At 73.6% G+C, this 23,625-nt stretch carries 20 protein-coding genes; 16 read left to right on the forward strand and 4 right to left on the reverse strand.

What is annotated here, in order from left to right:
• Positions 1–120 precede the first annotated feature (120 nt).
• The 16 genes from ABZT03_RS18940 (at position 121) to ABZT03_RS19015 (ending at position 16,859) form a co-directional block, all read left to right on the forward strand.
• The gene (locus ABZT03_RS18940) at positions 121–1,290 is read left to right on the forward strand and encodes a 3-deoxy-7-phosphoheptulonate synthase (protein ID WP_356040724.1); all 1,170 of its coding nucleotides are present in this window, start codon (positions 121–123) and stop codon (positions 1,288–1,290) included.
• 57 nt (positions 1,291–1,347) lie between these two features.
• On the forward strand, positions 1,348–2,133 hold the full coding sequence (locus ABZT03_RS18945) for a 2,3-dihydro-2,3-dihydroxybenzoate dehydrogenase (protein ID WP_356040726.1): 786 nt from the start codon (positions 1,348–1,350) through the stop codon (positions 2,131–2,133).
• Positions 2,134–2,199: 66 nt separating this feature from the next.
• Positions 2,200–2,823, forward strand: coding sequence for an isochorismatase family protein (locus ABZT03_RS18950; RefSeq protein WP_356040728.1), 624 nt, complete (start codon positions 2,200–2,202; stop codon positions 2,821–2,823).
• Positions 2,820–4,736, forward strand: a complete 1,917-nt coding sequence (locus ABZT03_RS18955) for an anthranilate synthase family protein (RefSeq protein WP_356040730.1) — start codon at positions 2,820–2,822, stop codon at positions 4,734–4,736. The genes ABZT03_RS18950 and ABZT03_RS18955 overlap by 4 nt, the downstream gene beginning before the upstream one ends.
• A 384-nt stretch (positions 4,737–5,120) precedes the next feature.
• Entirely contained in the window at positions 5,121–6,176 is a 1,056-nt protein-coding gene (locus tag ABZT03_RS18960) for a ketoacyl-ACP synthase III (protein ID WP_356040732.1), read from the forward strand.
• 12 nt (positions 6,177–6,188) lie between these two features.
• Complete coding sequence (locus ABZT03_RS18965) at positions 6,189–6,992, forward strand: arylamine N-acetyltransferase (protein ID WP_356040735.1); 804 nt, start codon at positions 6,189–6,191, stop codon at positions 6,990–6,992.
• Positions 6,993–6,997: 5 nt separating this feature from the next.
• A complete protein-coding gene (locus ABZT03_RS18970; protein WP_356040738.1) occupies positions 6,998–8,572 on the forward strand; it encodes an FAD-dependent oxidoreductase in 1,575 nt (524 codons plus the stop codon).
• 80 nt (positions 8,573–8,652) lie between these two features.
• Positions 8,653–9,138, forward strand: coding sequence for an Rrf2 family transcriptional regulator (locus ABZT03_RS18975; protein WP_356040741.1), 486 nt, complete (start codon positions 8,653–8,655; stop codon positions 9,136–9,138).
• Between the two features lie 158 nt (positions 9,139–9,296).
• Entirely contained in the window at positions 9,297–10,787 is a 1,491-nt protein-coding gene (locus ABZT03_RS18980; protein WP_356040744.1) for an MFS transporter, read from the forward strand.
• Between the two features lie 197 nt (positions 10,788–10,984).
• The gene (locus tag ABZT03_RS18985) at positions 10,985–12,169 is read left to right on the forward strand and encodes an MFS transporter (RefSeq protein ID WP_356040747.1); all 1,185 of its coding nucleotides are present in this window, start codon (positions 10,985–10,987) and stop codon (positions 12,167–12,169) included.
• A gap of 108 nt (positions 12,170–12,277) precedes the next feature.
• Positions 12,278–12,892, forward strand: a complete 615-nt coding sequence (locus tag ABZT03_RS18990; protein WP_356040750.1) for an NAD(P)H-dependent oxidoreductase — start codon at positions 12,278–12,280, stop codon at positions 12,890–12,892.
• 32 nt (positions 12,893–12,924) lie between these two features.
• Complete coding sequence (locus ABZT03_RS18995; protein ID WP_356040753.1) at positions 12,925–13,305, forward strand: DUF4440 domain-containing protein; 381 nt, start codon at positions 12,925–12,927, stop codon at positions 13,303–13,305.
• A 156-nt stretch (positions 13,306–13,461) separates the two neighbouring features.
• The gene (locus tag ABZT03_RS19000) at positions 13,462–14,106 is read left to right on the forward strand and encodes an NAD(P)H-dependent oxidoreductase (RefSeq protein WP_356040756.1); all 645 of its coding nucleotides are present in this window, start codon (positions 13,462–13,464) and stop codon (positions 14,104–14,106) included.
• 170 nt (positions 14,107–14,276) lie between these two features.
• On the forward strand, positions 14,277–15,911 hold the full coding sequence (locus ABZT03_RS19005; protein ID WP_356040759.1) for an AMP-binding protein: 1,635 nt from the start codon (positions 14,277–14,279) through the stop codon (positions 15,909–15,911).
• A gap of 37 nt (positions 15,912–15,948) precedes the next feature.
• Positions 15,949–16,113, forward strand: a complete 165-nt coding sequence (locus ABZT03_RS19010) for a hypothetical protein (protein WP_356040848.1) — start codon at positions 15,949–15,951, stop codon at positions 16,111–16,113.
• A gap of 161 nt (positions 16,114–16,274) precedes the next feature.
• Positions 16,275–16,859, forward strand: coding sequence for an NAD(P)H-dependent oxidoreductase (locus ABZT03_RS19015; protein WP_356040761.1), 585 nt, complete (start codon positions 16,275–16,277; stop codon positions 16,857–16,859).
• Positions 16,860–17,369: 510 nt separating this feature from the next.
• Here ABZT03_RS19015 and ABZT03_RS19020 read toward each other — a convergent pair.
• Genes ABZT03_RS19020 through ABZT03_RS19035 form a run of 4 tightly spaced genes read right to left on the reverse strand, consistent with a single transcriptional unit; the run spans position 17,370 to position 23,560 of the window.
• Positions 17,370–18,593 (reverse strand): FAD-dependent oxidoreductase, encoded by a 1,224-nt coding sequence (locus ABZT03_RS19020; RefSeq protein ID WP_356040764.1) that lies wholly within the window; start codon positions 18,591–18,593, stop codon positions 17,370–17,372.
• Entirely contained in the window at positions 18,590–19,984 is a 1,395-nt protein-coding gene (locus ABZT03_RS19025) for an FAD-dependent oxidoreductase (RefSeq protein ID WP_356040767.1), read from the reverse strand. Before ABZT03_RS19025 ends, ABZT03_RS19020 begins: the two co-directional genes overlap by 4 nt.
• Positions 19,981–22,191 carry a molybdopterin oxidoreductase family protein gene (locus tag ABZT03_RS19030; RefSeq protein WP_356040770.1) on the reverse strand — a complete coding sequence of 737 codons (2,211 nt, stop codon included), beginning with the start codon at positions 22,189–22,191 and terminating at the stop codon, positions 19,981–19,983. Before ABZT03_RS19030 ends, ABZT03_RS19025 begins: the two co-directional genes overlap by 4 nt.
• Positions 22,181–23,560, reverse strand: coding sequence for a nitrate/nitrite transporter (locus tag ABZT03_RS19035; protein WP_356040773.1), 1,380 nt, complete (start codon positions 23,558–23,560; stop codon positions 22,181–22,183). The genes ABZT03_RS19030 and ABZT03_RS19035 overlap by 11 nt, the downstream gene beginning before the upstream one ends.
• Between the last annotated feature and the right edge of the window lie 65 nt (positions 23,561–23,625).

A 23,625-nucleotide genomic window follows, 5' to 3' on the forward strand; every position in this document is an offset into this window, starting at 1 on the left:
CGGTCGGCCGGCCCCTTGAACCCCACATCCCCCCACGTACGCGCCCCTCACCGACATCCACCCGCACCCGTGGCCCGGCCTGTGTGCCGTGCCGCCCGCCGTCTGTCTGGAGACCCTTTCGTGGACGATTCCCTGGTCGACATCGAACTGAAAAGCGCCCCCCAGCAACCGGAGTGGGACGACCCGGCGCAGGTGCGGCGGGTCCGCTCCGACCTCGCCGGCCGGCCCCATCTGGTGTCCGCCGCCGACGTGCGCACCCTGCGCCGTTCGCTGGCCCGTGTCGCGGCCGGTGAGGCCCTGGTGGTGCAGGCGGGGGACTGCGCGGAGAACCCGGACGAGAGCACCGCCGGCCATGTCGCCCGCAAGGCGGCCCTGCTGGACCTGCTGGCCGGCGCGCTGCGCCTGATCACCGCCAAACCGGTGATCCGGGTGGGCCGGATCGCCGGACAGTTCACCAAGCCGCGCTCGCAGTCCACCGAACAGCTCGGCGGCGTCGAACTGCCCGTCTACCGCGGCCACATGGTCAACGACCCCGACCCCACCCCCGAGGGCCGCCGCCCCGACCCGCTGCGCCTGCTCACCGGCTACATGGCGGCCGACGACATCATGCGCCACCTGGGCTGGCACCGTTCCTGCGGCCCCGACCGCATCGACCCGGCGGTGTGGACCAGCCACGAGGCACTGCTGCTGGACTACGAGGTGCCGCTGCTGCGCGAGGAGGACGACGGCACGCTGCTGTCCTCCACGCACTGGCCGTGGATCGGGGACCGCACCCGCCGGCCCGACGGCGCGCACGTGGCCCTGCTGGCCGGCGTGAGCAATCCGGTGGCCTGCAAGGTCGGCCCGCGCATGACGGCGCAGGAACTGCTGGAGCTGTGCCGGCGCCTGGACCCGCGGCGCGAGCCGGGACGGCTGACCCTCATCGCCCGCATGGGCGCCGACACCGTCGCCGACGCGCTGCCGCCGCTGGTGGAGGCGGTCCGGGCGGCCGGCCACCCGGTGATCTGGCTGACCGACCCGCTGCACGCCAACACCGTCACCACCCCCGGCGGCTTCAAGACCCGCTACGTGGAGGCGGCCGAACGCGAGGTCGTCGCCTTCCACCGGGCGGTCGTCGACAGCGGAGGCGTCGCCGGCGGCCTGCACCTGGAGGCCACCCCCGACGCCGTCCTGGAATGCGTGCCCGACGCCCGCTCGGCCGACCTGGTGGGCGACGCCTACGAAAGCTTCTGCGACCCGCGCCTCAACGCCGGCCAGGCCATCTCCGTGGTGTCGGCCTGGCACGGCTGACCGCCCCCCGCACCCGCAACCGTCCCTGCCCGCACGGCATGTGAAGGAGAAACAGACATGCACAGCGCAAGCGAAACCAGGCTGGCCCTGGTCACCGGCGCCGCCGGCGGCATCGGCGCGGCCGTGGCCCGCGTCCTTGGCGAACGGGGCGTCGCGGTGGCCGCCGTCGACCGCGACGCCGACCAGCTCGCCGAGGTGATCGGCAAACTGGGCGCCGACGGACTGCCCGTCGCCCCGTTCGCCGCCGACGTCACCGACAGCGCCGCCGTGGAGGCCGTCGTCGCCGAGATCGAACAGCGCCTGGGCCCCATCGACCACCTCGTCAACGCCGCCGGCGTGCTGCGCCTGGGCGAGGTGAGCACCTTCAGCGACGACGACTGGAACAGCACCTTCGCCGTCAACACCACCGGCGTCTTCCACCTGTCACGGGCCGTGGTGGGCCGCATGGTGGGCCGCGGCCGCGGAGCCGTCGTCACCGTCGCCTCCAACGCCGCCGCCACCCCCCGCACCGGAATGGCCGCCTACGCCGCCTCCAAGGCGGCCGCGGAGATGTTCACCAAGAGCCTGGGCCTGGAGGTCGCCCGGCACGGCATCCGCTGCAACATCGTCGCCCCCGGCTCCACCGACACCCCCATGCTCAGCTCCATGTGGCGCGACGACGCCGGCCCGCGCGCCACCCTCACCGGCTGCACCGAGACCTTCCGCGTCGGCATCCCGCTGGGCAAACTCGCCCGCCCCGCCGACGTCGCCGAGGCCGTCGCCTTCCTGCTGTCCGACCAGGCCTCCCACATCACCCTGCACACCCTGACCGTCGACGGCGGCGCGGCCCTGGGCGCCTGCTGACACACCCCACCCCCGCCCCCGCCCCGAGCAGCCCCCCCCTTCGCCGAGAGAGGACACCGAGTCCGCATGGCCGGTCTTCCGCCCATCGAGTCCTACCCCCTGCCGACATCGCCGGACCTGCCGGCGAACACCGCGCCCTGGACGCCCGACCCCGACCGCGCGGTGCTGCTGATCCACGACATGCAGAACTACTTCCTCAAACCCTTCCCCCAGCCGCTGCGCGAGCCCCTCATCGACAACGCCGTCCAGGTCCGCGAACGCTGCGCCGAACTCGGTGTCCCCGTCGCCTACACCGCCCAGCCCGGCGGCATGAGCACCCACCAGCGGGGCCTGCTCAAGGACTTCTGGGGCCCCGGCATGCAGCCCACCCCCGCCGACCGCGCGGTCGTCGACGCCCTCGCCCCCCGCGAGGGCGACTGGCTGGTCACCAAGTGGCGCTACAGCGCCTTCCACCACACCGACCTCTTGACCCGGATGCGGTTCCACCAGCGCGACCAGCTCATCGTGTGCGGGATCTACGCCCACGTCGGCGTCCTGATCACCGCCGTGGAGGCCTTCAGCAACGACCTGGAGACGTTCCTGGTCGCCGACGCCGTCGCCGACTTCGACGAGAGCCACCACCGCATGGCCCTGGAGTACGCGGCCGCGCGCTGCGCGGTCCTCACCACCGCCAAGGAGGTCTTCGCATGACCGGCATCCGCGCCGGCCGCCCCCACCAGGGCAGTCTGCTCGATGAGATCCTCACCCCCAGCCCGCCGCCCTTCGCGCTGCTGCACCGCCCCGAGGCCACCGGCCCCGGCGTCCTGGACATCCTGCTGGGCGACATCTCCCACCCCGACACCCTGGCCGGCATCCCGCTGCCGCCACCCGCCCCCGCCACCGGACAGCCCCGCCACGAGGTGCTCGCCCTGGTGCCCTACCGGCAGATCACCGAACGCGGCTTCACCGGCCACGACGACGCCACCCCGCTGGTCGCACTGAGCGTCACCCGCCAGGAGAGCGCCCCGCTCGCCGCCGTCCTGCAGCAACTGCCCGAGGACGCCATCCACACCACCGGCGCCCGCTTCGACGTCGACGACGACGCCTACGCCGCGACCGTCCGCCAGATCATCACCGACGAGATCGGCACCGGCGAAGGCGCCAACTTCGTCATCAAACGGACCTTCACCGTCGACATCAGCGACTACACCCCACGCAGCGCCCTGACCTTCTTCAAACGGCTCCTGGAACGCGAGAAGGGCGCCTACTGGACGTTCATCGTGCACACCGGTGAACGCACCCTGGTCGGCGCCACCCCCGAACGGCACATCAGCGTCCACGGCGCGAGCGCCGTGATGAACCCGATCTCCGGCACCTACCGCTACCCCGCCTCCGGCCCCACCCTGCCGGAGGTGATGGACTTCCTCGCCGACCGCAAGGAGGCCGACGAGCTGTACATGGTCGTCGACGAGGAACTGAAGATGATGGCCCGGATCTGCCCCGACGGCGGCCGGGTGACGGGACCCTTCCTCAAGGAGATGGCCCGCCTGGCGCACACCGAGTACTTCATCGAGGGCCGCACCGACAGCGACCCGCGCCACATCCTGCGCGAGACCCTGTTCGCGCCGACCGTCACCGGCTCCCCCCTGGAGAGCGCGACCAAGGTCATCGCCCGCTACGAACAGCAGGGCCGCGGCTACTACAGCGGCGTCCTGGCCCTGATGGGCCGCGACGCGGCCGGCGGCTCCGTCCTGGACTCCGCGATCTGCATCCGCACCGCCGACATCGACCCCACCGGAACGGTCCGCATCGGCGTCGGAGCCACCCTGGTGCGCCACTCCGACCCGCTGTCGGAGGTGGCCGAAACCCGCGCCAAGGCCGCCGGCCTGCTCGCCGCCCTGGACGGCGCGAGCCCCTCCCGCTTCGCCGCCCACCCCGAGGTGCGCCGCGCGCTGGAGCGCCGCAACGAGACCATCGCCGGCTTCTGGCTCGCCGGCACCACCGCGCCGGCCGCCCGCCGGCCGCCGGCGGGCCGGCGGGTGCTGGTGGTGGACGCCGAGGACACCTTCACCTCGATGATCGGACACCAACTGCACTGCCTGGGCCTGGAGGTGACCCTCGCACGCTTCGACGAGCCCTACGACCTCTCCCGCCACGACCTGGTGGTGATGGGCCCCGGCCCCGGCGACCCGCGCGACCTGTCCCACCCCAAGATCGCCCACCTGGACGCCACCCTCACCCGCCTGCTCACCGAACGCCGCCCGTTCCTGGCGATCTGCCTCAGCCACCAGGTCCTCGCCCGCCGCCTGGGCCTGGACCTGGTACGCCGGGCCGTGCCCAACCAGGGCGTCCAGCGCGACATCGACCTGTTCGGACGCCGCGAACGCGTCGGCTTCTACAACACGTTCACCGCCACCAGCACCGAGGACAAGACCGAGACCGCCGCCGGCATCGTGGAGATCTCCCGCGACTGCGACAGCCTCGAGGTGCACGCACTGCGCGGCACGCACTTCGCGTCGATGCAGTTCCATCCCGAGTCCGTCCTCACCCAAAACGGCGTGGGCATCACCGGCGACCTGGTGCACGGCCTGCTGACCCCCTCCCCCCTGGCACCCGCCGCCTGACACCCCCGCCCCACCACCCGACACCCCACGCGACCCCGACACCCCACGCGACCGCCCACCACCCCGCGCGGCCGCCCCCGACCCGCCACCCCACCCACCCCCCCCAACTCGCCACCCCACAAGGGGCCTTCCGGCACACCGGAAGGCCCCTTCCGACGTACCGCAGGGCCCCCCTTTCGGCCACGCCACGCCAGACCCCACAAGGGGACGGGACAAGCCAGGCCGGAGGCGGGCCGGGGGTGGGGGAGGGGCGGGGGCCGGCGCCAGTTGACGTACTGCCCGGCGACCTGACGGGTTCGATCCCCGGGCTTTGCCCGCCACCGCGCGGCCTGGGGACCATCTGGCTGCGCGGGGAGGCCCGAACTCCGACAGAAGGGTCACACAATGATCACCACGGGTACCGCCCGGTCCGGCCGCAGAAGTCCTGGCGTCGCGATCCTGGGAACAGGCTCGTGCCTGCCCTCCCACGTCGTGGGCAACGACGAGGTGGGCGCGGCCGCCGGGGTCAGCGACGCATGGATCCGGGCCAAGACCGGCATAGCCAGCAGGCGCCGGGCCAAACCCGACGAGGCCACCTCGGATCTGGCCGCGGCCGCCGGCCGGGCCGCGATGGAGGCGGCCGGCATCACCGGCGCGGACCTGTCCCTGGTCATCGTCGCCACCTCCACCCCCGACTCGCCGCAGCCGCCCACCGCCAGCGTCGTCGCCGACGGTCTCGGCGCCGGACAGGGCACCGCCGCCTTCGACGTCAACGCCGTCTGCAGCGGCTTCGTGTTCGCGCTGAACACCGCCCAGCACATCCTGGCCGGCTCCGACTGCGCCTACGCGCTGGTCATCGGCGCCGACATCTACTCCCGCATCCTCAACCCCGCCGACCGGCGCACCGCGATCCTCTTCGGTGACGGAGCCGGCGCGGTGGTGCTGGGCCCGGCCCGGCCCGGACGCGGCCTGCTGGCCGGACGACTGGCCGGCTTCGGCGCCGAACGCGACCTCATCGAGGTGCCGGCCGGCGGCAGCCGCCTGCCCGCCAGCCCCGAGACCCTCGACCAGGGCCTGCACTACTTCACCATGAACGGGCGCGGCGTCCGCGACTTCGTCACCGCCACGGTCGCCCCCGCCATCACCGCCTTCATCCGGGAGGCGGGCTTCACCGCCGGCCAACTGGACCACTTCGTGCCCCACCAGGCCAACGGGCGCATGCTCGCCGACCTGTCGGCCGGCCTCGGCGTCCCCGAGCGGCACACCCACACCACCTACGAGGACTTCGGCAACACCGGAGCCGCCTCCATCCCCGTCACCCTCGACGCGGCCGCCCGCTCGGGAGCGCTCAGCGACGGCGACCTCGTCCTGCTGGCCGGCTTCGGCGGCGGCATGGCGATGGGCCTGTCGCTGCTGCGCTGGCAGCACATCCACCCCTCACCCCGCACCCCCCACCTCTAAAAGGAGACGCTGATGCCGGACAGCATCATGGACGACTACCTGCGCCGCATCGACGCCCGGCGCCCGCAGCGCGCCGACCTCGCCGGCCTGCGCCACATCATGGAGCGCCACCTCCTGTCGGTCCCCTTCGAAAACCTCGGCTACCACCTCGACGAGGACATCTTCATGGACGAACGCGCCCTGGAGAAGATCGTCCACGGCAACCGCGGCGGCGGCTGCTACGAGGTCAACCCCGCCCTGTCGTTCCTGCTGAAGGACGTGGGCTACGAACTGGACATCGTGCCCGGCTGGGTGCACCGCCCCGGCGGTGTCCTGGGCCCCTTCCTGGGCCACCTGGCGCTGCGTGTGAAGGCCGAGGGCCGCCAGTGGCTGGTCGACGTCGGCTTCGGCCGCAACAGCCGCTTCCCCCTCGACCTGGCCTCCCGCGAGGTGCAGCACGACCCGCACGGCGACTACCAGCTGCACGACGCCGGCGAGGGCGCCGTCGACGTCCATCTCGGCGGCAAGCCGCTGTACCGGGTCGCCGACCGGCCGGTGACCATCGCCGACTTCGCCCCCACCCTGTGGTGGTACCGCACCTCGCCCGACTCCTCCTTCCTGCAGGGCCTGTTCGCCTCCATCCGCACCCCCGACGGCCTGATCACCCTCAAGGGCAACAAGCAGGTCAGCATGGTCGCCGGCGAACAGCGCTCCAAGCGCCTGCTGGAGAGCGAGAGCGAGGCGCTGAGCGCCTACAAGGAGTACTTCGACATCAGCCTGGACCGGCTGCCCGACGAGCCCGCCGGAGGCGTCACCGCCGGCGTGCGGACGGAATGAGAGCGATGAGCGACCACACCACCGACGCATCCGATCTGGACGTCCTGGTCGTCGGCGCCGGCCCCACCGGACTGCTGACGGCCGTGGAGCTCGTGCGCCGCGGCATCCGGGTCCGCGTCATCGACCGCGCCGAACAGCCCGCCACCACCCCCAAGGCACTGTCGGTGTGGCCGCGCGCCCTGGACATCCTTGGCGACGCGGGCCTGGGCGACGCCGTCCTGGAGGAGTCCCTCCAGGTCAACCGGCTCAGCTACTTCTCCAAGCGCAAACCGCTGGCCTCCTTCGCCCTCACCGAGGACACCGCCTGCCGGGTGCTGCCGCAGCACGTCACCGAGCGGCTGCTGGCCCAGCGGCTGGCCGAACTCGGCGGCAAGGTCGAACGCGGGGTGCGGCTGCTGGCCCTGGAAGGCGTGGACTTCGCCGGCGGCGTCGGCGCCGGCGACGGCGTCACCGCCGTGGTGGAGCGGCCCGACGGCAGCGTCGAGCGCATCCGCGCCCCGTACGTGGTCGGCGCCGACGGCGCCGGCAGCGCGGTCCGCGGCCAGCTCGGCATCGGCTTCGCCGGCAGCACCTACGAGATGGCCTTCGCCCTCATCGACGCCCGCACCGAGGGCGACCTGCCGCCCGACGAGTGCCTGTTCTACCAGGCGCCCAGCGGCGCCCTGGTGGTGGTGCCGATGCCCGGCGGCATCCACCGCTTCCTGTCCGTCATGCCGCAGGGCCGGCGCGAGGTGTCGTTGGAGATGATGCAGGACATCCTCGACGAACGCGGGCCGCGCGGCGTGCGCCTGACCGAGGCGGTGTGGCAGGCCGTCTTCCGCGTCCACGCCCGCCACGCCAGCGACTTCGCCGTGGGACGGGTCTTCCTGGCCGGTGACGCCGCGCACGTGCACAGCCCGGCCGGCGGCCAGGGCATGAACAACGGCCTGCAGGACGCCCACAACCTGGGCTGGAAACTGGCCGCCGTCATCCGCGGCGAGTCACCCGCCTCCCTGCTGGCCAGCTACGGCAGCGAACGCTCCGAGGCCACCCGCCAGATCGTGCGCGACACCGACCTGCAGACCCGCGCCTGGGTCGCCGACAGCCGCGCCAAGGTCGCCGCCCGCGACGCCGCCTTCCAGCTGCTGGACCGCACCGGTGTCGTCTCGCGCTACTACACGCCCGTGATGGCCGGACGCCGGCTGGCCTACCCGCCCCAGCGCGACACCCAGCTCCCCTCGGGGCGCTTGGGCTGCCGCCTGCTGCGCCGCCTGCCCGGCGGCCTCAAGGACGGCGCCGTCTTCCCGCGCCGCCCGGCACTGGCCCACGCCATCGCCGGCCCCGGCGTCGACCCGCACGCCTGGAGCCTCGTCCTGGCGCCGCCCTCACCAAGCTGGCAGACCCAGGCCGGCCATGTGATCGCCCGCTACGGGCCGGCGGTGCGCACGGTGGTGCTGCGCCGGCCCGAGGCGGCCTTCGCGACCGGCTGCCGCAGCGCCGGCTACTGGCTGGTGCGCCCCGACGGGCACATCGCCGCACACGGCCACCAGCAGGATCTCGACCGCCTGGAAACCGAACTGAAAACCGCTCTGAACAGCTGAAACAGTGTTCCCCGGGGCGACTTGACATTAAAAGAGGCGGGCCCTTCTGGTGGACATTCCCGATGCGTAATGTCCATCACATGAAGCTGCGAGAGGGCGTGGAATGGGCGGTGCACTGCTGCATCAACCTGTCCTGGGTCTCCCCTGACACCACGGTGCCGGCCGCCCGGCTGGCCGCCTTCCACGACCTGCCCACGGCCTACCTGAACAAGCAGATGAACGCGCTGGGACGGGAGGGCATCGTCGCCTCCCGCTCCGGCCCCCGCGGCGGGTTCCGGCTGGGCCGCCCGCCGCAGGACATCACCCTGATGGACGTGGCGGCGGCCATCGACGGCTCGGCCCAGGCCTTCTTGTGCACGGGCATCCGCCACCACGGCCCGGCCGGCCGCATCACCGGCCAGGCCGACGCCCGCACCCCCTGCACCATCGCCCAGGCCTTCTCCCTCGCGGAGCTGGAATGGCGCCGCAACCTGGCCGGCCGCAGCATCGCCGACCTGGCCGACGCCGTGCAGCGGGCCAACCCCGCGGCACCCGAACACGTACGCCGCTGGTTCGACCAACCCTGAACCAACCCTGAACCCCGCACCACACCCCGCACTGAACCCCGCACACCCCCCGCTCACGACCACCACAGCACTTCTTGTACGCCGTCGGGCCTGATCCCCGGCAGTCGGCGCCGCGCGCGCCGGACGACCCTTCCGACCCCGTAGTGAAAGGCACAGTCATGCCGTCTTCGGCCGCAGGCGCCCCCACCGAGGCACCACGCCGGCGCTCTGGACTCCTCCTGGCGCTGCTGGCGTTCGCCCAGCTGATCATCTCCATCGACTACAACATCGTCTACGTCGCCCTCCCCGAGATCGGTGACGGCCTCGGCTTCTCCGCGCAGACCCTGCAGTGGGTGATCAGCGCCTACGCCGTCGCCTTCGGCGGCTTCCTGCTGCTGGGCGGCCGCGCCTGCGACCTGTGGGGCCCGCGCCGCATCTTCGTGCTGGGCCTGTCCCTGTACGGGGTGTCCTCGCTGCTGGGCGGCCTGGCCACCGACCCGTGGGTGCTGGTCGCCGCCCGCGCGGTGCAGGGCATCGGCGGCGCCTTCCTCTTCCCCGCCACCCTGACGCTGGTGTCCACCAAGTTCGCCGAGGGCAAGGAACGCAACCGCGCCTTCGCCGTGTGGGGCACCGCCGGCGGCTCCGGAATGATCCTCGGCTCCCTGCTCGGCGGCGTCCTGACCGAGGCGTTCGGCTGGGAGTCGGTGTTCTTCGTCAACGTGCCGCTGGCCGTCCTCGCGGTCCTGTTCGCCTTCCCGCTGATCGCCCCCGACACGGCCGCCGGCAGCCGCCGCAGCTTCGACCTGGCCGGCGCGCTGACCTCCACCGTCGGCACCACCTCCGTCGTCTTCGCCCTGGTCCAGGGACCGGAGTCCGGCTGGGGCTCGGCACTGATCGTCGGCGCCCTGGTCCTGGGCGTGGCCCTGCTGGCCGCCTTCCTGGTCATCGAGAGCCGCAGCAGCGACCCGCTGATGCCGATGCGCCTGTTCCGCAACCGCAACCTGAGCACCGGCGCCGGCATCACCTTCTTCTACATGGCCACCTTCGGCACCCTGCTGTACTTCCTGACCGTCTACTTCCAGGGCGTGCACGGCTACAGCGCCCTGGAGACCGGCCTCGCCTTCCTCGTCCCGATGGTCGCCATCTCCGTCGGCGCCCAGAGCGCCGGCCGCCTGGCCACCAGGTACGGCCTGCGCGCCATCATGATCGCCAGCCTGCTGGTGGGCCTGGTCGGCACCGTCATCGTGGGCCTGACCCTGTCCACCGACGGCTCCTACCTCGCCCTGGTGCCCGGCATGATCGTCATGGGACTGGGCCAGGGCGCCGGCTACACGCTGATGTTCGGCGCCGCCACCGTCGGCATCGACCCCAGCGAGCAGGGCATCGCCTCCGGCTGGGCCTCCACCACCCAGCAGATCGGCGGCGCGGTGGGCCTGGCCATCCTGGTCGCCATCGCCAACTCCCACCTGGAGGGCCTGTCCGGCCAGGCACTGCGCTCGGCCACCAACGACGGCCTGCGCACCGCGGTGCTCATCGCCGCCGGCGGCATCGCCCTGACCGCGCTGGTCGCCCTCGGCCTGCGCAAGCCGGCCCCGGCTGCGGCACCCGCCGCCGCCGGCGCGGCCCCGGCCGCCGCGGTCGCCGACCAGCCGCAGACCGCCCAGGTCTGACCCCCCCCGCTCCGGCGCACCCCCCACGGGGTGCGCCGGACGCCGGGCCCCACGCACCGACGTTCCCCCGCGGGTGCGCCGGGGCCCGGCACCTCCAGCCGCCGCATCATGCCTCAACCCCCCACACCGGTGGGGGACTTGACGCATGATGCGGCGGCTGATTGCCGCCGCCCCCGCCCCCCTTCCAGGATCGGTGCATGTCGAAAACATCGGTGGCCGGCCCGCCGCCCACGCTGACACCGACCGCACCGCTGGCCGCGACCGTCGCGACCGTGTCGGTCATGGGCGTCCTGGTGGTCGGCCAGATGTACGTCACCATCCCGCTCATGCCCCAACTCGCCGACGCCTGGCACGTACCGGCCGGCTCGGCCGCCGCCTCGACCACCGCCTTCGCCTTCGCCCACGCGGTGGGCTCCCTGCTCAGCGGCCCGCTCTCCACCCGCCTGGGCCGGCGCACCGTCATGGTCGCCAACGTCCTGGCCATGGCCGCGGTCACCGCCCTCCTGCCGCTCGCCGCCTCCCTGGGCACCGGTGTCGCCCTGCGCGCCCTGCAGGGACTGTTCGCCGGCAGTTTCATCCCCATGTCCTACGCCTACCTGCACGCCCGCATCGCCCCGCACCGCGTCTCCTTCGCCCTGACCGTGGTCTCCGCCTCCATGGGAGCCACCGTCCTCATCGGCCAGCTCGAAGCGCAGCTGGTGGCCTCCGTGCTGGACTGGGCGTGGGTGTTCTGGGGGACCGTGCCCCTGCTGCTGGCCGGCGCCGCCCTGTCCTGGCGGGTCCTGCTGCCCGAAGCCCGCCCGCTCACCGCCGCGCCCGGCACCTCCGCCCTCAAAAGCGCCCTGGACGGCCGCCTGATCGGCCTGTACCTGGTCATCCTGGTGGGCGCGGGCAGCCTCACCGCCCTGTACACCGGAGTCCAGCTGTACGGGCCGCCGGCCGTGGCCGGCGGCGGCGCGGCGCTGCTCGCGCTGCGCGCCAGCGCCCTGCCGGCCCTGCTGGCCGCCGTCCTGGCCGCCCCCGCCCTGTCCCGCGTGAGCGCGCACCGCCGGGCCGCCGGAGCGCTCACGGTGTGCGTCGCCGCGATGGCGGCCGCCGTGCTGGGCGCCGACGACGCCGTCGCCCTGGGCGCCGCCCTGTTCGCGTTCATGGCCGGCTTCTCCACCCTGGGCCCCGCCCTCATCCAGTGGGTCGGTGCCCGCGCCCAGGCCGCCGCGCAGACCACCGCGATCGCCCTGTACGGCTTCACCCTCAACGTGGGAGCCGGAGCGGGCGCCCAACTCGCCGCATTCTTCACCCACTTCGCCGCACTCGCCGTGTTCCTGGGGGGCGCCCTGGCCCTGGCCGCCGGCGGTGTCCTGCGCGCCGGCCGCACGACCTGACGCACTCACCGCCCGCCCGTTGCCCCGCCCGCCACGGGCCGACCACGATGCGCACAGCCCCACACCCCGCCCGCTGATGACCTCCGTACGCCCAGGGAGCGCCCGATCATGACCAACGTCGCCGTCATCTACTACTCCTCGACCGGCTCCACCCACCGGCTCGCCCAGGCCGCCGCGGACGCCGCCGCCGCCGAGGGCGCCGAGGTGCGGCTGCGCCGGGTGCCCGAGCTGGCCGCCACCGGACGGCCCGGCTCCAGCGAGCACGCCGCCCGCGTCGCGGACATACCCCAGGCGACGCTGGAGGACCTGGACTGGGCCGACGCGGTCCTGCTCGGCTCGCCCGTGCACTTCGGACTGGCCGCCCCGCAGCTGATGCAGTTCATCAACACCTCCTCGGCGCTGTCCATCGAGGGCCGGCTGCTGAACAAGGCGGTCTCCGCCTTCGCCTCCGGCTCCGCCGAACACGGCGGCCAGGTGACGGCGATCCTCGCCCTGCACAACGCGATCTGCCACTGGGGCGCGGTCATCGTCGCCACCGGCTCCGCCGACCCGGTGCTGTATGAGAAGAACAACGGCAACCCCTACGGCGCCAGCACCGTCGCCGGCAGCAAGGCCGGCTTCATCCACGAGGAGAACGTCGGCGCCATCGCCTACCAGACGCGCCGCACCCTGCACGTCGCCGCCGCCCTGAAGGCCGCCGCGCCCGCCCCGGCCGCCGCCTGAACCCGCCCCGCCCGCACGGAAGGAGACCCCTCATGGCAGTCAGCGACCCGGCCCAGCTGCCCTCGACGTTCGTCGAGGCGTTCAACGCCAAGGACCTCAGCGCCATCGACCGGCTCTTCGAACCGGACGCGGTGCGGGTGCTGCGGCCCGGCGTGGTGGTGAGCGGCGACGGCCGCCGCCAGGCCACCAGCAGCTTCCTGGCCCTGGGCGTCCCCATCGACATCAGCGTCCGCCACACCTACGTCTTCGACGACACCGCCCTGATCATCGGCGACTTCGTCATCGACGGCACCGGGCCCGACGGCCGGCACGTGCACCTCGAGGGCACCGCCACCGACGTGGCCCGCCGCGGAGGCGACGGACTGTGGCGCTACATCATCGACAACCCGCCCGGCGTCGAGGTGGGAGCCTGAAGCCCCGCCGGCCCGGCCCGCCGGCCGCGGAGGGGACTTGACGGACTTCTGATCTTCGGATGGCAGCCCCGCCCGGCCGGCGACAGGATGGACCACGCACCCAGCCGGTCCGCGGCGTGAGCACCGAACCAAAAAAATTGAGGGAGCAGTACGGCCATGACCAATGTCGCCATCGTTTACTACTCGGCCACCGGAAACATCCACAAGCTGGCTGTCGCCGCTGCCGAGGCGGCGGAGAAGGCAGGGGCCGAGGTACGGCTGCGCCGGGTCGCGGAAATCACCGACGAGCCCCTGGCACCCAACTACAGGGAATGGACGCAGGCCAACAACGAACACGCCGCCGCCGCCCGCGAGGTGCAGGTGGCCGCCATCGACGACCTGGACTGGGCCGACGCCGTCGTCTGGGGCACCCCGGGCCGCTACGGCCTGCTGGCCGGCCCGCTCAAGCACTTCATCGACCAGACCTTCGAACTCCACGCCCGCCGCGGCCTGATGAACAAGGCGATGTCCGCGTTCACCTCCACCGGCACCCCGCACGGCGGCCAGGAATCCACCCTGCTGTCGCTGAGCAACGTCTTCTACCACTGGGGCGCGGTCATCGTGCCGCCCGGCGTCACCGACGACATCCTGCTCACCCCCAGCAACGGCAACCCCTACGGCGTCAGCGCCACCTCCGGCCTGCAGGCCATCCCCGGCCACCTCGCGCAGAACGTCACCGACGACAACCTCGCCGCCGTCGGCTACCAGACCGTACGCACCCTCAAGGTCGCCGAAGCCCTCCGCAAGGGCCTCAAGAACTGACCCCGCCCCCTTTTCTTCCAAAAGCCGGTCCGCAGCCGCGGACCGGCTTTTCCCATTTCCCGCGAGATGACGAACTAACCGGCTTCTCCTTTCCGCCGGTGCATACCTGTGGGAGATTTTCCGAAAGGATTTCCCCCTTTCGTGTGCCGGTTCTCGGAGGAAGAGTTCTGATGTTGTTTAAGGTGCCGAAGAGCAAGAAGTTCCTCTACCTCGGTGTCGTGTCCGAGCGGGCGGCCCGGAAGTACGGCAGCACCCCCATCACGCTCGACCACGACATGGACGCCTTCCCCGAGGTGGGCCGGACACTGACGGTCGCGGAGTTCGCCGGCCTGGTGGCCGACACCGCCGACCGGCTGTGGGCCGCGGGCGTACGGCCCAGCGAACACGTGGCCGTCCACAAGACCTCCAGCTTCGACATCACCGTGCTGGCCTGCGGCGTGGCCCGGATCGGCGCCGTGCCGGTGATGCTCTCGCCGCACCTGGACGGGCAGAGCATCGGTGAACTGCTCAGGCGCCTGGAGCGCCCCACCCTGCTGACCGACCAGGCCAAGCTGACCGGGGCGCTGGCCGGCCTGCCGCTGGGGGAGCTGACCGCACGGGTCGTCACCGTCACCGGCTCCCACCCCGGCGCCCTTTCCCTGGCCGACCTCGCCGGCGCGCCCTCGCGCCGCCCGGTCCTGCTGGACTGCGACCAGCCGGCCCTGATGACCCACACCTCCGGAACCACCGGCATCCCCAAGCTGGTGGTGCACTCCGCGCGTTCCCTGGGCGCCCGCGGCAACTGGCAGGACAAGGTCGTCTCCCTCATCCGCACCCGCGAGACGGTCGCCATGCACGTCAGCTACGTCCACTCGCGGATGTACCTGGGCCTGGCCGTGCTGCAGACGCGCGGCATGCCGATGGTCTTCCTCAACGACTCCAGCCCCGCCCACGTCGCCGACATGCTGGTCCGCCACCGCCCCGGCGTCCTGGAGACCCACCCCAACTCCTTCCTGGAATGGGAGGAGATGCTGGAGGACCCGCGCCGGCCGATCTCCAACGTCAAGTACTTCAACAGCACCTTCGACGCGATCCACCCCTCCACCATGCACAAGTTCCTGCACGCCTCCGACCGGCGCAGCCCCGTCTTCCTCCAGGTCTACGGCCAGAGCGAGTGCGGCCCGCTGGCCGGCCGCACCTACCGCCGCCGCAACGCCCTGAAGGCCGACGGCCGCTGCCAGGGCTACCCCACCCCCGGCATGACCAAATACCGCCTGGTCTCCCGCGGCGGCGCCAAGCCGTCCAAGGAGAACCCCGGCTACATCGACGTCGCCACCGCCGGCCGCGCACTGACCTACTTCGGCGAGGCCGACCGCTTCGACAAGCAGGTCATCGGCGAGTGGTGGCGCGGCGGCGACGTCGGCTACCGCACCAAGTGGGGCTGCCTGCACCTGCTGGACCGGGAGGTCGACGTCATCCCCGGCATCGACTCCACCCTGGAGATCGAGGACGCGGTGCTGCACCGGCTGGAGGAGCTGACCGAACTGGTCGTCGTCCCCGGCCCCGACCAGCAGGCCATACCCGTGGTGTGCACCCGCGGCGACAAGCCGCTCGACCCCGAGCGCTGGAAGGCCGCCGTCGCCGACCACCCCGCGCTCGCCGCCCCCGTCCAGCGCCGGCTGACGGACCTGCCGCGCACCGCCACCGCCAAGATCCGCCGGCTGGAGCTGGCCCGCCAGCTGGCCGAAACCCTCACCGGGCAGGACGCGCCACAGCCGGCCCCCACGACCACGACCCCGCAACGGAGCGGGGCCGTCGCCCGCTGAACGGTTCGGCGGCCGAGCGAGTGGAAGGAGTGCACGGGTGACAGTGCATCAAAGCGCCCACGTGCCGGTACAGGAAACGCGGCGCGGCCCCGCCGCCCCGGACCCGGGCTTCCTGGAGGTGTGGGCACGCTCCGCCCCCATCCGCCTGGCCGGCTACGAGGAAGACCTCGCCGAACCGCACATCCTGCAGAGCGTCGACTGATCCGGCCGCGCACCGCACCGCACGACCGCCGGGCCCGCCCCCACCACGCAACGGGGGCGGGCCCGGCGGTCGTAGGCGTATCGAATTCTTCGATCCCAGTTGAATACCCGCATGCGGGTTTGTTCTCCTGATGGAGGAATGACCGCCGTGAAAGGGCTGACATGTCGAGTGATCGCATCCGCGTGGCCGTGATCCTGTCGAGCGTACGCAAGGGCCGGTTCGGTCCCACGATCGCGAACTGGTTCGTGGCCACCGCCGACCAGCGCGACGACATCGAGGTCGACCTGGTCGACCTGGCGCACTTCCCGCTCCCCACCGCCCTGAGCGACCAGCCGGAACCCGAGGTCGCCGAACTCCTCGGCGCGTTCTCGGCCCGGCTGTCCCAGGCGGACGCCTTCGTCGTGGTGACACCGGAGTACAACCACAGCTTCCCGGCCGCCCTGAAGGCCGCCGTGGACTGGACCCAGAACGAGTGGCACGCCAAGCCCGTCGGCTTCGTCGGCTACGGCGGACTCGCCGGCGGCCTGCGCGCCGTCCAGCAGCTCAAGCACATCTTCACCGAGCTGCACGCCGTCACCATCCGCGACGGCGTCAGCTTCCACGGCCCCTGGGCCCAGTTCGACTCCGAGGGCACCCTCACCGAACCGTCCGACGCCGAGGCCGCCGCCAAGGTCCTGTGGGACCGGCTGAGCTGGTGGGCACTGGCCACCAAGGAGGCCAAGACGCGCCGCCCCTACGACAACTGACGACCCGCCGGCGATCCCGCCGCACGGCCGCCTGCGCCCACCACCCCCGGGCCCGCGGCCACCAGACCCGCCGTCCCCGGCCGCGCCCCACCCCCGGCGCCACCGGCCCGGCACCCGCACCACCCACCGACCGCGGGCCCGTGCCCACCCCCGACACGGGCCCGCACACAGCGACCCCGCCCAGCGTTCGGCTCCCCACCCGGAGCCCGGGCAGGGTCCATCCAGGTGTGCCGGCGCGCACCGGGCGAGGGACAGCGCGCCGGCACACCCCACCCCACCGCTCACGACGAGCCGGCGGCCCCGTCCTGATCGGGCTTCGCCGGTGAGCGCCCCGACAGCTCCTGTTCCCGCCCCGCGGACAGGAGCTGAAGCGTGTCGCGGCCCGGTGCGCCGCGACATCACCGACGCGGGGGTGGCCGCGAGCCGTTCGACGATCCGCATCCTGGTGGGGCCGGCGTGACCTCGATCCGCATCGTGGTGGGGCCGGCGTGGCCTCGCGCAGGACCCTCCTCATGCTCCGTGCGCGGAGGTGGTCAGCAGGGTGTCGGGGGAGGCGGTCAGGTGGCGGCCGGTCAGCGTGCGCAGCAGGGGATAGGCGGTGGTGTCGCCGGCCAGGACGCCGCCGAGGAGGGTGCGGCCGTCGGCGGCCAGGACGACCTTGGCGTAGGTGTCGGTGTGCGGGGCGTCGTGGACGTACTCGATGGCCCCGGGGGTGTGGGCGTGTGCGTCGCCGAAGCCGGCCACCTCGACGCCCAGGAGTTTGAGGGTGGCGGAGGCGTCGGCGCCGGTGAACGCCTCGCCGCTGTCGCCGAGCAGTTGGCGGGCGACGGTCTCGGCCATGCGGAAGCCGGGTGCGGCCAGTCCGTGGCAGCGGCCCTCGACGGCCGCGCACTCGCCGATCGCCCAGATGTGTTCGTCGCCGGTGCGGCACCACCGGTCGACGAGGAAGCCGCCGCGTTCCCCGCGGTCCAGGCCCAGAGGGGCGGCGAGTTCGTCGCGGGGGCGTACTCCGGCGGCGAAGACGACCAGGGCGGCGTCCAGGACCCGGCCGTCGCTCAGTTCGGCCCGCTCGACGTGGCCGGCGGGGCCCGCGGTGAGCGCGCGCAGTTTGGTGGCGCAGTGCACACCCACCCCGAGCCGGTCGACGGCCCTGGCCAGTACCCGTCCGCCGCCCTCGTCGATCTGGCGCGACATCAGCCACGGGCCGTGCTCGACGACGTGGGGCCGCATGCCCAGCAGCCGCAGGCCGCCCGCCGCCTCCAGGCCGAGCAGTCCGCCGCCCACCACCACCGCGTCGCGCCCGGGCGCGGCGGCGGCGCGGATCGCCGCGATGTCCTCCACCGTCCGGTAGACGAAGCAGCCCGGCAGGTCGTGTCCGGGCACCGGGGGCACGAACGGGCGGGAGCCGGTGGCCAAAACCAGCGCGTCGTAGCCGAAGGTGGCGCCGTCGGCGCAGGTCACCGTCCGGGCTGCGGGGTCGGCGCCGGTGAGGGGGGCGTTCAGGCGCAGGTGCGGGCGCCGGTCGTCGGGTACCTGCCGGGTGGGCAGGGTGAGGGTGCCGGGTGTGGCGCCGTCGAGGAGGGTCGACAGCGCCACCCGGTCGTAGGCGGGGCGTGGTTCCTCCGCCAGGACGACGACGCGCCAGTGTCCGTGGCGGTCGTGGGTGAGGATCTCCTCGACCAGCCGGTGGCCCGTCATGCCGTGGCCGGCCACCACCAGCGTGCGTGTGCTCACGGTGTCTCTCCGTTCCGGCCGGCGGCGAGCGCCGTGCACAGGGTGCGCACCAGCGGGGCGCAGCCGCCGCAGCCGGTGGTGGCGCGGGTGGCGCGGGCCAGCGCCGGCAGGTCGCGGGCGCCCGCGTGCCAGGCGTCCTCGACGCCGGTGCGGGTGACGTTGTTGCAGTGGCACACGACGGCCTCGGGTGCGAGGGTCTGCTGTCCGGCGTAGTGGCCGTCGCCGCCGCCGAGCAGGGCGAACAGGTCGGCGGGCAGGGGCGTTTCGTGCAGGTGCAGTCCGCTGACGGCGGCGACCGCGGCGGGCGAGCCCATCACGGTTGCCGCGTGGAGGGTGTCGCCGCGCAGCACGAGACGGGCGTAGCGGCCGCGCGCCCGGTCCACCAGCGAGATCCTCCGCTCCTCGCCCGGACCGGTGGGCGGGCCGGTGGGTGCGACGACGACCAGGTCCAGGCCGGGGGTGCGCGGTCGCAGCACCCGCCGCCCGGGGGTGTAGGCGGCGTCGTGGCCGGTGAGGACGCGGGCGAGGGTCTCGGCCTGCTCCCACGCGCCGAGCACGGTCGCGCCGGGCAGGCCGGCGTGTTCGGCGCAGTCGCCGATGGCGTGGATGTGCGGGTCGGTGGTGCGCAGCCGGTCGTCGACCAGGACGCCCGCGCCGACGGCCAGGCCGCTCGCCCGGGCCAGGCCGGTCTCCGGCAGGGTGCCGGTGCACAGCAGGACGGTGGCCGCCGCCAGGACCTGCCCGTCGTCCAGGACGACCTTGCCCGGCGTGTACTCGCTCGCCCGCCGGCCCAGCTGCAGGGTGATGTCCTGCCCGGTCAGCCACTGGGCCAGCATCGCGGCGGCGACCGGATCCAGGTGGCGTCCCATGAGCCGGCCGCCGGGGTGGACGAGGGTGACCTCGTGGCCGGCGCGGCGCACCGCCAGCGCCGATTCGACGCCGCGCAGCCCGCCGCCGAGGACCACCACCGGCCCCTCGGGCAGCGGCCGGCAGTCGGCGGCGCCGCGCACCGTGCGCACCCCGTCGGCGAGGTGTCCCGGCGCGCTCACCAGGCCCGCCACCGGCGGCAGTGGGGTGCGGGCGCCGGTGGCCAGCACCAGCACGTCGTAGGCCAGGGTGCGGCCGTCGCCGGTGCGCAGCGTGCGGGCCGCCCGGTCCACCGCACGGACCGTCACCCCGGTCAACTGCCGTACCGCGGCGGGCAGTGCGGGCAGCGCCAGCCGGCCGGCATCGAGGGTGCCGTCCAGGACGGAGGCGAGCAGGGCCCGGTGGTAGGCGGGCCGCGGCTCGGCGCCGATCACGCTCACCCGGCCCGGGTAGCCGTGCTGCAGGAGCCGGGCGGCCAGCCGGTGCGCGGCGGGGCCGCCGCCCGCGATGACGACCCCGCTCACGGCCGCTCACCCGCCGGCCGGACGTGGACGGCGCTCACCTTGAACTCCGGCATGCGGCTGCGCGGATCCAGCGCGTCGCCGGTGAACAGGTTGGCGCGGGCGGCGCCGGGAAAGTGGAACGGCACGAACACGGTGTCGGCCCGCACCGCACGCGTCAGGCGTACCCGGGCGCGGGTGGTGCCGTAGGCGGAGGTGATGTCGGCGAGCTGGTCCTCGGCGAGGTGGAAGCGGCGGGCGGTGTCCGGGTGCATCTCGACGACCGCCTGCGGTGCGGCGGCCATCAGCTCCGGCACGCGCCGGGTCTGCGCACCCGACTGGTAGTGGGCCAGGACCCGGCCGGTCGTCGCATACAGCGGGAAGGCCGGGCCAGGGGTCTGGGCGGGCGGGCGGTGGTCGACGGCGGCGAACCGGGCGCGCCCGTCGGGGTGCGCGAACCGGTCCAGGAAGGGGCGCGGTGTGCCGGGATGATCGCCTGACGGGCAGGGCCAGTGCAGTGCCTCGCCGGCGTCCAGGCGGGCGTAGCTGATGCCGGAGTAGTCCGCGCGGGCGCCGGCCGAGGCGGCCCGCAGTTCCTCGAAGACCTCGCGGGGGCGGGTGGGGAAACGGTGCGCGGGCTGTCCCAGCCGCACCGCGAGCGCGTGCAGCACCTCCAGGTCGGTGCGCACCCCCGGCGGCGGGTCGAGGTGGGCGCGCCGGCGCAGCACCCTGCCCTCCAGGCTGGTGAGGGTGCCCTCCTCCTCCGCCCACTGCGTCACCGGCAGCACCACGTCGGCGAGCGCGGCCGTCTCCGAGGGCACGAAGTCGGCGACCACCAGCAGGTCCAGGGCGCGCAGGCGTTCGCTGACATGGGCGGCCCGGGGCGCGGAGACGGCCGGGTTGGAGCCGAACACCAGCAGGGCCCGCGGCCCGCCGGGGGTGGCCAGGGAGTCCAGCAGTTCGTAGGCGCTGCGCCCCGGCGCGGGCAGCGCGTCGGCCGCCACGCCCCACACCTGGGCGATGTGGGCGCGGTCGGCGGGGTCGGTGAGGGAGCGGTAGCCGGGCAACTGGTCGGCTTTCTGGCCCATCTCGCGGCCGCCCTGCCCGTTGCCCTGCCCGGTCAGGGTGCCGAAGCCGCGCCCGCTACGGCCGGGCAGACCCAGGGCGAGCGCGAGGTTGATGAACGCGGCGACCGTGTCGGAGCCCTTGCTGTGCTGCTCCGCGCCCCGCCCGGTCAGCACGTAGGCGCGGCGCGCCCCGCCCAGCAGCCGTACCGCGGTGCGCAGGTCGCTCACCGGCACCCCGGTGACCTCCTCCACACGCTCGGGCCACCAGGCGGCGCAGCTCTCCCAGGCCGCGTCGAAGCCGGTGGTGCGCGCCTGGACGTAGGCGGTGTCCAGGAGGTTCTCGGTGACCGCCACATGCAGCAGGCCCAGCGCCAGGGCGAGGTCGGTGCCGGGGGCCGGCTGCAGATGCAGGGCGGCGCTTTCGGCGGTGCGGGTGCGGCGGGGGTCGATGACGACGAGGTCGGCCCGCTCCAGGTGGCGCATCAGCGGCGGCATGGTCTCCGCCGGGTTGGCCCCGGCCAGCAGGATCACATCGGCCTCGGCCAGGTCGGTGACCGGGAAGGGCAGCCCGCGGTCCAGGCCGAAGGCGTGGCCGGCCGCGGCGGCCGCCGACGACATGCAGAAGCGGCCGTTGTAGTCGATCTGAGCGGTGCCCAGGGCGATCCGCGCGAACTTGCCGAGCGTGTACGCCTTTTCGTTGGTCAGGCCGCCGCCGCCGAACACCGCGAGCGCGTCCGCGCCGTGCCGGGCGGAGATCTCCCGCAGCCGGCCCGCGACCAGGTCCAGCGCCTGCTCCCAGCCGGCCGGCGCGAGCTCGCCGTCCGCGCCGCGCACCAGCGGGCTCAGCAGCCGGTCGGGCGCGGCGAGCAGGGCGGGCGCCGTCCACCCCTTCTGGCACAGCCCGCCCCGGTTGACGGGAAAGTCGGCCGCGGGCCGCACGGCCGTGCGCTCCCGCCCGCCCGACAGCACGGTGGCGCACTGCAGCGCGCAGTACGGGCAGTGCGTCGCACTCTCCGGCGCGGCCCCCTCGCGCGTCTGCCGCGCCACGCCCGGGAAAGACGCGCTCCTGCCGGGCGCACGCCGTCCCGCCCGGGGCGGCACCGGCCCGTGCGTGGTGGCCTCCGCGCGCGCGGGCCGCCTGCGTATGTCGCGCTCAGCGGACATGGGAGGCACGCTGTCGCGTGGTGTCGGGCAGGACGGTGGCGGCGCGGGCGCCACGCAGGTACACCGTCCAGATCACCGCGGCGCACAGGCCGTAGAAGGCGAGGAAGGCGTAGAACGCGGGCTCGCCGCTGCCCAGATGGCCGTAGGCGGAGCGGAAGGCGAGGTTGATGGCGACGCCGCCGAGCGCGCCCACCGCGCCGGCGATGCCGATGACGGCGCCCGACAGCCGGCGGGAGCGGGCGAAGGCGGCGGTGGCGTCACGGCCGGAGGTGACGGCCTCCTCCGCCTGCCGGGCGAAGACCGCCGGGATCATCTTGTACGTCGAGCCGTTGCCGACGCCGCTCATCACGAACAGCACGGTGAACCCGGTGACGAACAGGGGGAAGGAGCCGCTGCGGCCGGCCGGCAGCAGGATGCCGATCGCGGCCGCCATGCCGGCGAACGCCCACAGCGTCACCCGCGCCCCGCCGCACCGGTCGGCGATCCGGCCGCCCAGGGGACGCGCCACCGAGCCCAGCAGCGGCCCCAGGAAGGTGAACGAGGCCGCCTCCAGCGGTGTGGAGGCGAACTGGCTCTGCAGCACCAGCCCGAAAGCGAACCCGAACCCGATGAAGGAGCCGAACGTGCCGATGTACAGCAGCGAGATCCACCAGGTGTGCGGATTTTTGGCGGCCTCACGCTGCGCGCCGCGCGCGGTGCGCACCACGGCCACGTTGTCCATGCGCAGCGCGGCCAGCACCGACACCAGCGCGATCAGCGGCAGGTAGCAGGCGGCGACGTAGGCGGGGTGGGTGTCACCGGCGACGGAGATCACCAGCAGACCCAGCAACTGCACCGCGGCCACGCCCAGGTTGCCGCCGCCCGCGTTCACCCCCAGCGCCCAGCCCTGGTGGCGCTGGGGATAGAAGGCGGTGATGTTGGTCATCGAGGAGGCGAAGTTCCCGCCGCCCGCCCCGGCGGCCGCGCCGATCAGCAGGAACACCCACAGCGGGGTGCCCGGGTGCTGCACGACGTAGGTGGTCGCGGCGGTGGGCACCAGCAGCACCAGCGAGGCGAACACCGTCCAGTTGCGGCCCCCGAACCGGGTCACCGCCGCACTGTAGGGAAGTCTCAGCAGCGCCCCCGACAGGGTCGGCACCACCACCATCAGGAACTTCTCGTCGGGCTGGAAGTCGAAGCCGATCCGCGGCGACAGGAACAGCACCAGGACCGACCACATGCTCCACACCGAGAACCCGATGTGCTCCGACAGCACCGACAGCGCCAGGTTGCGCCGGGCGACCTGCCGGCCGCCCTGCTCCCACCGCTGTTCGTCCTCGGGGTCCCAGTTCTCGATCCACCGCCCTCGGGCGGGGGGTGCGCTGGTCATGTTCTCCTCGGCTTTCTCCAGGCGGCCTCCCGTACGGCCCCGGGGGCCGTGCCGGGCCGCGAGGG

The organism is Streptomyces sp. NPDC005574, assembly GCF_040605435.1.
Classification (GTDB): Bacteria; Actinomycetota; Actinomycetes; order Streptomycetales; family Streptomycetaceae; genus Streptomyces.

What these genes read in the sequence shown, in the direction of transcription:
- ABZT03_RS19035 (WP_356040773.1), bottom strand. Translation starts at nt 23,560, where the DNA reads ATGACCAGCGCACCCCCCGCCCGAGGGCGGTGGATCGAGAACTGGGAC.
- ABZT03_RS18965 (WP_356040735.1), top strand. Translation starts at nt 6,189, where the DNA reads ATGCCGGACAGCATCATGGACGACTACCTGCGCCGCATCGACGCCCGG.
- ABZT03_RS18995 (WP_356040753.1), top strand. Translation starts at nt 12,925, where the DNA reads ATGGCAGTCAGCGACCCGGCCCAGCTGCCCTCGACGTTCGTCGAGGCG.
- ABZT03_RS19000 (WP_356040756.1), top strand. Translation starts at nt 13,462, where the DNA reads ATGACCAATGTCGCCATCGTTTACTACTCGGCCACCGGAAACATCCAC.
- ABZT03_RS19030 (WP_356040770.1), bottom strand. Translation starts at nt 22,191, where the DNA reads ATGTCCGCTGAGCGCGACATACGCAGGCGGCCCGCGCGCGCGGAGGCC.
- ABZT03_RS18985 (WP_356040747.1), top strand. Translation starts at nt 10,985, where the DNA reads ATGTCGAAAACATCGGTGGCCGGCCCGCCGCCCACGCTGACACCGACC.
- ABZT03_RS18970 (WP_356040738.1), top strand. Translation starts at nt 6,998, where the DNA reads ATGAGCGACCACACCACCGACGCATCCGATCTGGACGTCCTGGTCGTC.
- ABZT03_RS18980 (WP_356040744.1), top strand. Translation starts at nt 9,297, where the DNA reads ATGCCGTCTTCGGCCGCAGGCGCCCCCACCGAGGCACCACGCCGGCGC.
- ABZT03_RS19015 (WP_356040761.1), top strand. Translation starts at nt 16,275, where the DNA reads ATGTCGAGTGATCGCATCCGCGTGGCCGTGATCCTGTCGAGCGTACGC.
- ABZT03_RS18975 (WP_356040741.1), top strand. Translation starts at nt 8,653, where the DNA reads ATGAAGCTGCGAGAGGGCGTGGAATGGGCGGTGCACTGCTGCATCAAC.
- ABZT03_RS18955 (WP_356040730.1), top strand. Translation starts at nt 2,820, where the DNA reads ATGACCGGCATCCGCGCCGGCCGCCCCCACCAGGGCAGTCTGCTCGAT.
- ABZT03_RS18950 (WP_356040728.1), top strand. Translation starts at nt 2,200, where the DNA reads ATGGCCGGTCTTCCGCCCATCGAGTCCTACCCCCTGCCGACATCGCCG.
- ABZT03_RS18990 (WP_356040750.1), top strand. Translation starts at nt 12,278, where the DNA reads ATGACCAACGTCGCCGTCATCTACTACTCCTCGACCGGCTCCACCCAC.
- ABZT03_RS19005 (WP_356040759.1), top strand. Translation starts at nt 14,277, where the DNA reads ATGTTGTTTAAGGTGCCGAAGAGCAAGAAGTTCCTCTACCTCGGTGTC.
- ABZT03_RS18945 (WP_356040726.1), top strand. Translation starts at nt 1,348, where the DNA reads ATGCACAGCGCAAGCGAAACCAGGCTGGCCCTGGTCACCGGCGCCGCC.
- ABZT03_RS18960 (WP_356040732.1), top strand. Translation starts at nt 5,121, where the DNA reads ATGATCACCACGGGTACCGCCCGGTCCGGCCGCAGAAGTCCTGGCGTC.